Here is an 8,224-nt window from a genome sequence, read left to right on the forward strand (position 1 = left end):
TTGCCGGCGATAGGGCCCGCGGTTACAGCACAACCCTCAGGCATTGCCCCGCGTGATACAGCGAGAACCCGGACTCATAGAACGCAGTGCGCAACGAAGGTGCACTGACGCCCGTCATCGGCGAGAACGGAATCGGCAGGCTGTCCGCCTCCCCCTTGAGCAGGAACTCGGCAAAGGCGCGGCCGATCACCGTGCCCGTGGTGTTGCCACGGCCGTTGTAGCCGGTCACTGCCACCAGCCCCGGCGCCGGTTCGAACAGGCGCATCAGGTGGTCAGGGGTGAAGTCGATGCAACCGGTCCAGTGCATCTCCCACTCGACCTTGCCCAGCTCCGGGTAGTAATGGCTCTGGATACGATCAGCCCAGCTGCGCACGAACCACGCCGGCTTGTTGTCGACCCGGCCAAGGCTGCCAAGCAACAGGCGACCCTGGTCGTCGCGCCGAATGCTGCTGAGCACCGTGCGGGTATCCCATGAGCCCTGCCCGTGCGGCAGCACCTTGTCGGCGGCCGCGCCGTGCAGCGGCTTGGAGGCCACCTGGTAGTAGTAGCCACGGAAGAACTGCTTCTGCAGGTTGCTCCAGTCGCCTTCGGTATAGGCGCCGGTGGAGATCACCACCTTGTCGGCGCGTACCGAACCGCGTGCGGTCTTCACCCGCCAGCCGTCGCCGTCACGCTCCAGGCCTTCGACGGAAGATTGCTGGAACAGCTTGCCACCCAGGCGGGCTACGGCTGAAGCCAGGCCCTGGGTGTAACCCATGGGGTTGATGGTGCCGGCGCGGCGGTCGAGCAGCGCGGCGGAAATCTTGTCGGTACCGCAGTACTCCTGACATTGGGCGCCGGTCAGCAGCTCGACGTCGGCACCGCGGCGACGCCACTGTTCATGGCGGGCTTCGAGGTCGGCAATGCCGGTGGCGTTGTGCGCCATGTGCAGGGTGCCTTTGTGCTCGGCCTGGCACTCGATGCCCAGACGCTCGATCATGGCGAAGACTTCGCCCGGGGCATCGCCAAGCACTTTGTTCAGGCGGCTGCCCTGCTTCTGGCCCAAGGTAGCCTCGACGTCGTCGGGGCGGATCCAGGTGCCGGCGTTGACCAGGCCGACGTTGCGTCCGGAGCCGCCGTGGCCGATTTTCCAGGCCTCCAGCAGGATCACCGACTTGCCCTGTTCGAGCAGGTGGATGGCCGCCGACAGGCCGGTAATGCCGCCGCCGATGACACAGACATCGGCCTTGTGCTCACCGGCCAGGGCCTGGGTGGCGACGGTCGGTTGGCTGACGAATTCCCACAAGCATTGTTGACGCAGTTCGGACATGGCCCGGCTCCAGCGATATTGTTCTTGTTGCGGTTGGCGCGGCGCTGCCGCACATTCGCGGGACAAGCCCGCTCCCACAGGGACCACACAAGCCTGAAGGGCAGTGGAGATCCTGTGGGAGCGGGCTTGCCCCGCGAACCGGGGGCAGAGCCCCCGGCCATGCATCATCAGTCGAACACGATACCCTGCGCCAGCGGCAGCTCGCGCGAGTAGTTCACGGTGTTGGTCTGGCGACGCATGTAGCCTTTCCAGGCATCCGAACCGGATTCACGACCACCGCCGGTTTCCTTCTCGCCACCGAAGGCACCGCCGATTTCGGCGCCGCTGGTACCGATGTTGACGTTGGCGATGCCGCAGTCGCTGCCCGAAGCGCTCTGGAAGCGTTCCGCTTCGCGCAGGTCGGTGGTGAAGATGCACGACGACAGGCCTTGCGGCACTTCGTTGTTCAGGCGCAGCGCTTCTTCGAAGTCGTCGTAGGCCAGCACGTAGAGGATCGGCGCGAAGGTTTCGTGACGAACCACGTCGCTTTGCGCGGGCATCTCGGCAATCGCCGGCGACACGTAGAAGGCGTTCGGGTACTGCTCAGCCAGCTGACGCTCGCCACCGAATACCTGGCCGCCTTCGTCGCGGGCCTTGGCCAGGGCGCCTTGCATGGCGTCGAACGATTGCTTGTCGATCAGCGGGCCGACCAGGTTGTCCTTGCGTGGGTCGCCGATGCGCACCTTGGCGTAGGCGGCTTTCACGCGGGCAACCACTTCGTCCTTGATCGAGCGGTGCACGATCAGACGACGCAGCGTGGTGCAGCGTTGGCCGGCGGTGCCGACGGCGGAGAACAGGATGCCGCGAACGGCCAGGTCCAGGTCGGCACTCGGGGCCAGGATCATGGCGTTGTTGCCGCCCAGTTCGAGGATGCTGCGGCCGAAGCGGGCGGCCACGCGTGGGCCCACTTCACGGCCCATACGGGTGCTGCCGGTGGCGCTGACCAGCGGCACGCGCGGGTCGTCGACCATCGCCTCACCGGCTTCACGGCCGCCGATCACCAGCTGCGCCAGGCCTGCAGGGGCATCGCCGAAGGCTTTCAGGGCTTTTTCGAACAGTGCCTGGCAAGCCAGGGCGGTCAGCGGGGTCTTCTCCGATGGCTTCCACACCACCGAGTTGCCAGCCACCAGGGCCAGGGCGGTGTTCCACGCCCATACCGCCACCGGGAAGTTGAAGGCGCTGATCACGCCGACCACGCCCAGCGGGTGCCAGGTTTCACGCATGTGGTGGCCAGGGCGCTCGGAGGCGATGGTCAGGCCGTACAGCTGGCGCGACAGGCCGACGGCGAAGTCGCAGATGTCGATCATTTCCTGCACTTCGCCCAGGCCTTCCTGGGTGATCTTGCCGGCTTCGATGGAAACCAGCTCGCCGAGGTCGGCCTTGTGCTCACGCAGCACTTCGCCGAACAGACGTACCAGCTCGCCACGGCGCGGAGCCGGCACACTGCGCCAGGCTTCGAACGCGCTTTGGGCCTGATCGATGCGGGCGGTGGTCTCGGCCTTGCCGAGCAGTTTCACCGAGGCGATCTGGCTGCCGTCGATCGGCGTGTGAACAGGGTAGTCGCCCTGGGTGTAAGCCGTGGCGGCAACGCCAAGGCGCTCGAGCAATCCAGCAACCATTTGTGCTTCTCCTACATCGGGTGATGGGGTGGAAAAATGATGTGGATCAGTATTAATCCGATCACACCAGTGCAACAAACGACCTTTATTCCGCATATCATTCCGTCAGGTAATGATTCGAGCCACAGAGACCGCTATGTCCAAACGCCTGGTGCCCTCCATGACCGCCCTGCAGTGTTTCGAAGCTGCAGCCCGCCACCTGAGCTTTACCCGCGCCGCCGAGGAACTGCACCTGACCCAGAGCGCGGTCAGCAAGCAGGTGGCGCAGCTTGAAGACATGCTGCGCCACCACCTGTTCCTGCGCATCCGCCGGCGCCTGCAGCTGACGCCGGCGGGCAGCCTGTACCTGGCCGAGGTCAACAAGATCCTGACCCAGGTGGACATGTCCAGCCGCTACGTGCTGACCTACGGTGAGCAGACCGAGATATTGAAGGTAGCCACTCAACCGAGTTTTGGGGTGCGCTGGTTGATCCCGCACCTCAAGGGCTTTGGCAAGCGCCACACGAACATTCACCTGGACATCCGCAACGAGATGGAGCCGTTTGCCCTGCTGCAGGGCTCGGCGGATGTGGTGTTCTTCTATGGACAGGGCACCTGGCCGGGGGCGACCTGCCTTGAGCTGTTCCGCGAAGAGGTGGTGCCGGTGTGCGCGCCGGAGCTGCTGGCCGGGCGTGAGCTCAAGGATGCCGGGGAGCTGGCCGAGCTGGTGCTGTTGCAAAGCACCTCGCGGCCTGAGGCCTGGCATGAGTGGTTCCTGGAGTTGGACTTGCACAGCGTCAGCGCTTACCACGGGCCGCGGTTCGATACGTTCTACATGGCCTTGAGCGCGGCACAAGCCGGCTGCGGGGTGGCTTTGGTGCCGCGTTATCTGGTGGCCAAGGAGCTGAACGAAGGAAGCCTGGTCATTCCTTGGAATCATGCGATGAACAGTGCCGGGGCGCATTACCTGGCGTATGCCGAGCATGCGGCGGAGGTGCCCAAGGTGCGGGCGTTGGTGGGGTGGATACGCGAGCAGCTTGAGGGCTGAGGATGCTGGGGCCGCTTTGCGGCCCAATCGCCGGCAAGCCGGCTCCCACATAGGGAGCCGTGGTGAACCCTGTGGGAGCCGGCTTGCCGGCGATGGGGCCCTCAAGGTCGATCAAAAAAGGAATGACAGACCCACTTTTTTTCGCTTGTGGCCATAGTGCATTCCCCGCTTTCATGTAAGCGTCCGAACCCAACCAGGAAGCTAGCGATGCCCGCCCACGATTTCGTCAGCCCCGACAGCATCCGCGCGCAGTTCTCTGCCGCCATGTCGCTCATGTACAAACAGGAAGTGCCGCTGTACGGCACGCTGCTGGAGCTGGTGAGCGAAATCAACCAGCAGGTCATGGCCCAGCAGCCCCAGGTGGCCGAGGCGCTGCGCTGGACCGGCGAAGTCGAGCGGCTCGACCAGGAGCGCCATGGCGCCATCCGCGTCGGCACCGCCGAGGAGCTGGCGACCATCGCCCGCCTGTTCGCGGTCATGGGCATGCAGCCGGTCGGCTACTACGACCTCAGCTCCGCCGGCGTCCCGGTGCACTCCACGGCCTTCCGCGCCGTGCATGAACAGTCATTGCATGTCAGCCCGTTCCGCGTGTTCACCTCGCTGTTGCGCCTGGAGCTGATCGACAACCCGCCACTTCGCGAGTTGGCGCACGCCATCCTGGCCAAGCGCCAGATCTTCACTGCCCGCGCCCTCGAACTGATCGCCCAGCGCGAACGCGACGGTGGCTTGAACGCCACGGATGCCGAGGCTTTCGTACAGGAAGCCCTGCACACCTTCCGGTGGCACCATGACGCCACCGTCACTGCCGAGCAGTACCAGCAGCTGCACGACCAGCACCGGCTGATCGCCGACGTGGTGGCATTCAAAGGCCCGCACATCAACCACCTGACCCCACGCACCCTGGATATCGAAGCGATCCAGCTCGGCATGCCGGCCAAGGGCATCCCGCCCAAGGCCGTGGTCGAAGGCCCGCCCACCCGGCGTCATCCCATCCTGTTGCGCCAGACCAGCTTCAAGGCGCTGCAGGAAAAGGTCGCCTTCCGCGACCAGCACGGCAGCGAAGGCAGCCATACCGCGCGCTTCGGCGAAATCGAGCAGCGTGGCGCCGCACTGACACCCAAAGGCCGCCAGCTGTACGACCGCCTGCTCGATGCCACCCGTGCTGCCCTCGGCGGCGCCCCGGCCGAGGCCAACGCCGAGCGTTACATGGCGCTGCTGCAGGAACACTTTGCCGAATTCCCGGATGACCTGGCGCAGATGCGTGAGCAGGGTCTGGCCTACTTCCGTTACTTCGCCACCGAGAAGGGGCGGGCTGCACGTGACCAACAGGACCGCCCGACCACCCTGGAAGGCTTGATCGCCGCTGGCCATGTGCACTTCGAAGCACTGGTGTACGAAGACTTCCTGCCGGTGAGCGCGGCAGGCATCTTCCAGTCCAACCTGGGTGACGATGCCCAGGCGGAATATGGCAGCAACGCCAACCGCGATGCGTTCGAGGCGGCCTTGGGGCTGCAGGTGCAGGATGAGCTGGCGCTGTATGCGCAGAGCGAGCGGCGGTCGTTGCAGGTGTGTGCGCAGGCGTTGAACCTGGGGGCGATGTAAGGCTCAGGGCTGCCGGGGGCGCTTTGCGCCCCATTCGCGGGACAAGCCCGCTCCCACAATGGTCCTGGCCACATCTATCATTGTGGGAGCGGGCTTGTCCCGCGAAGAGGCCCGCACAGACAGTCAAAGCGCTGGCAAAATCTGCACATCCGGCAGGTTCATCGCCGCCGCCTCTTCCTGCAGAAACCCACTCAACCGCCGCAACCGCTCGCCACCGGGCCGGGTCCGCGGCCACACCAGGTAGTAATCCATCCCGCTGGGCACCGCCGTCGGCCAAGGCAGGCTCAAGCGCCCCTGGGCCACATCTTCGGCAACCATCAGCAGGTCGCCCATGGAAATCCCGTAACCACGGGCCGCCGCGATCATGCCCAACTCCAGGGTGTCGAACACCTGCCCGCCCTTGAGCGAAACCTTATCGGTCAGGCCCATGCGTTCCAGCCATTCGCGCCAGTCACGCTTGTCTGGGGTCGGGTGCAACAGCTCGATGCCGGCCAACCGACGTTCGTCCCACGGGCCATCCTTGAGCAGGTCCGGCGCCCCTACCGGGATCAACAGTTCGGAAAACAACCGGCGCACTTCCCAATCCGGCGGAAACACGCCGTCGCTGAGCAGTACCGCGCAATCGAACGGCTCCTGGTTGAAATCCACATGGTCGACGTCCATCCAGGCGCTGGTCAGCTGCACTTCATTGCCCGGCTGCAAGTGCCGGAACTGGCTCAGACGCGCCAGCAACCAACGCATGGTCAAGGTCGAAGGCGCCTTCATGCGCAGGATGTCATCTTCGCCGCGCAAGGTATCGCAGGCGCGCTCCAGGGCAGCGAAGCCCTCACGCACACCGGGCAACAATACCCGCGCGGCTTCGGTCAGCTGCAGGCTGCGGCCACTGCGCACGAACAGGCGGCAGGCGAAATGGTCTTCGAGGGTGCGAATATGCCGGCTGACCGCGCTCTGGGTGATCGACAGCTCGGCACCGGCACGGGTGAACGAGCTCAGCCGAGCGGCGGCCTCGAATGCACGCAGCGCATAGAGCGGAGGGAGCTGACGGGACATGGGGCACCTGGCATATGGGGGCAAGGGAAGAATGCCCAAAATCATATATGCATGAGTCCAACTCATGCCAACTATCGCTTTTATCCTTTTGTGCAAAGTTGACCAAAGCCTCAGAATCCACCCTCGCTCACCGAGTCAGGCACAAGGACAACCCCCATGCACGTCGCGCCCACCACAGAACTCAAGGCTTTGCTGCGCCTGGCCGGGCCGCTGATCGCCTCGCAGTTGGCGCACATGCTGATGGTGCTCACCGACACCCTGATGATGGCCCGCATCAGCCCGCAAGCCCTGGCCGGTGGCGGCCTTGGCGCGGCCGGCTATTCGTTCGTGTCGATCTTCTGCCTGGGTGTGATCGCCGCAGTCGGTACGCTGGTGGCGATCCGCAAGGGTGCCAATGACATCGAAGGTGCTACCCGTCTGGCGCAGAACGGGCTGTGGCTGGCCTGGGGCCTGGCCTTGGTGGCAGCCCTGGTGCTGTGGAACCTGGAACCGGTGTTGCTGCTGTTCGGCCAACAGCCGGACAACGTCGCCGCCGCCGCCGAATTCCTCACCCTGCTGCCGCTGGCCCTGCCCGGCTACCTGACCTTCATGGCGCTGCGTGGCTTCACCAGTGCCCTGGGCCGCTCGACGCCGGTGATGATCATCAGCCTGGTCGGCACGGTGCTCAACTACCTGTTCAACCACGCGCTGATCGAAGGCATGTTCGGCCTGCCCAAACTCGGCCTGATGGGCATCGGCATGGTCACGGCGGTGGTGTCGATGGGCATGGCCATCGCCCTGGCGCTGTACATCCGCTGGCACTCGGCCTATGACGCCTACCCGCTGCGCAAGGGCCTGTCGCGCCCTTCCCTGCCGGCCTTGCGCGAGCTGTGGCGGCTGGGCCTGCCGATTGGGGGCACCTACATGGTGGAAGTCGGTCTGTTCGCCTTTGCCGCCCTGTGCATGGGCGTGCTCGGCAGCACTGAGCTTGGGGCTCACCAGATCGCCCTGCAGATCGTCTCTACCGCCTTCATGGTACCGACCGGCCTGTCGTATGCGGTGACCATGCGGGTGGGGCTGTACTTCGGCGCCGGCAACCTGCTGGCGGCGCGCAGCGCCGGGCGGGTGGGGATCGGCTTCGGCGCGAGCATCATGTTCGGCTTCGCTGCCTTGTTCTGGCTGCTGCCGGAGGCGCTGGTGGGGTTGTTCATCGATCGCCACGACCCGGCGTTCGCGGCGATCTTCCAGCTGGCGGTGCAGTTGCTGATGGTGGCGGCCTGGTTCGAGCTGTTCGATGGCGTGCAGACCATCGCCATGGGCTCGATCCGTGGGCTGAAAGATGCCAAGACCACCTTCCTGATCGGCTTGTGCTGTTACTGGCTGGTCGGGGCGCCGAGTGCCTGGCTGTTCACCTTTACCCTGGGGGGCGGCGCGGTCGGTGTCTGGTGGGGGCTGGCGTTGGGGCTGGCGTGTGCGTCGGTGGCGCTGACACTGGGCTTTGAATGGCGGATGAAGCGGATGCTGGGCAAGGCCGGCGTTACCGCTGGAGCGACTGCTTCGGTTTGACGTCACGGCCCTATCGCCGGCAAGCCGGCTCCC

The 8,224-nt window shown here is 65.2% G+C and carries 6 protein-coding genes; 3 read left to right on the forward strand and 3 right to left on the reverse strand.

All coding sequences use genetic code 11. From position 1 onward, the window contains the following. Positions 1 to 22 precede the first annotated feature (22 nt). Both amaA and amaB read right to left on the reverse strand, forming a co-directional pair. Positions 23 to 1,309: an L-pipecolate oxidase gene (gene amaA / locus PMI38_RS24855; protein ID WP_008100429.1), complete on the reverse strand. Its 1,287-nt coding sequence runs from the start codon at positions 1,307 to 1,309 to the stop codon at positions 23 to 25. Between the two features lie 167 nt (positions 1,310 to 1,476). After that, the gene (gene amaB, locus PMI38_RS24860; protein WP_008100431.1) at positions 1,477 to 2,967 is read right to left on the reverse strand and encodes an L-piperidine-6-carboxylate dehydrogenase; all 1,491 of its coding nucleotides are present in this window, start codon (positions 2,965 to 2,967) and stop codon (positions 1,477 to 1,479) included. A 136-nt stretch (positions 2,968 to 3,103) separates the two neighbouring features. Between amaB and PMI38_RS24865 the strand changes: the two genes are divergently transcribed. Continuing rightward, positions 3,104 to 3,994, forward strand: coding sequence for a LysR family transcriptional regulator (locus PMI38_RS24865; protein WP_008100434.1), 891 nt, complete (start codon positions 3,104 to 3,106; stop codon positions 3,992 to 3,994). A gap of 207 nt (positions 3,995 to 4,201) precedes the next feature. After that, positions 4,202 to 5,596, forward strand: a complete 1,395-nt coding sequence (gene hglS / locus PMI38_RS24870) for a 2-oxoadipate dioxygenase/decarboxylase HglS (protein WP_008100437.1) — start codon at positions 4,202 to 4,204, stop codon at positions 5,594 to 5,596. Between the two features lie 123 nt (positions 5,597 to 5,719). Here hglS and PMI38_RS24875 read toward each other — a convergent pair whose 3' ends face one another. After that, complete coding sequence (locus PMI38_RS24875; RefSeq protein ID WP_008100439.1) at positions 5,720 to 6,646, reverse strand: LysR substrate-binding domain-containing protein; 927 nt, start codon at positions 6,644 to 6,646, stop codon at positions 5,720 to 5,722. A gap of 156 nt (positions 6,647 to 6,802) precedes the next feature. Here PMI38_RS24875 and PMI38_RS24880 point away from each other — a divergent pair, with 156 nt between their 5' ends. After that, on the forward strand, positions 6,803 to 8,191 hold the full coding sequence (locus tag PMI38_RS24880; RefSeq protein ID WP_008100441.1) for a NorM family multidrug efflux MATE transporter: 1,389 nt from the start codon (positions 6,803 to 6,805) through the stop codon (positions 8,189 to 8,191). Positions 8,192 to 8,224: the final 33 nt, after the last annotated feature.

The organism is Pseudomonas sp. GM84, assembly GCF_000282535.1.
GTDB lineage: Bacteria > Pseudomonadota > Gammaproteobacteria > Pseudomonadales > Pseudomonadaceae > Aquipseudomonas.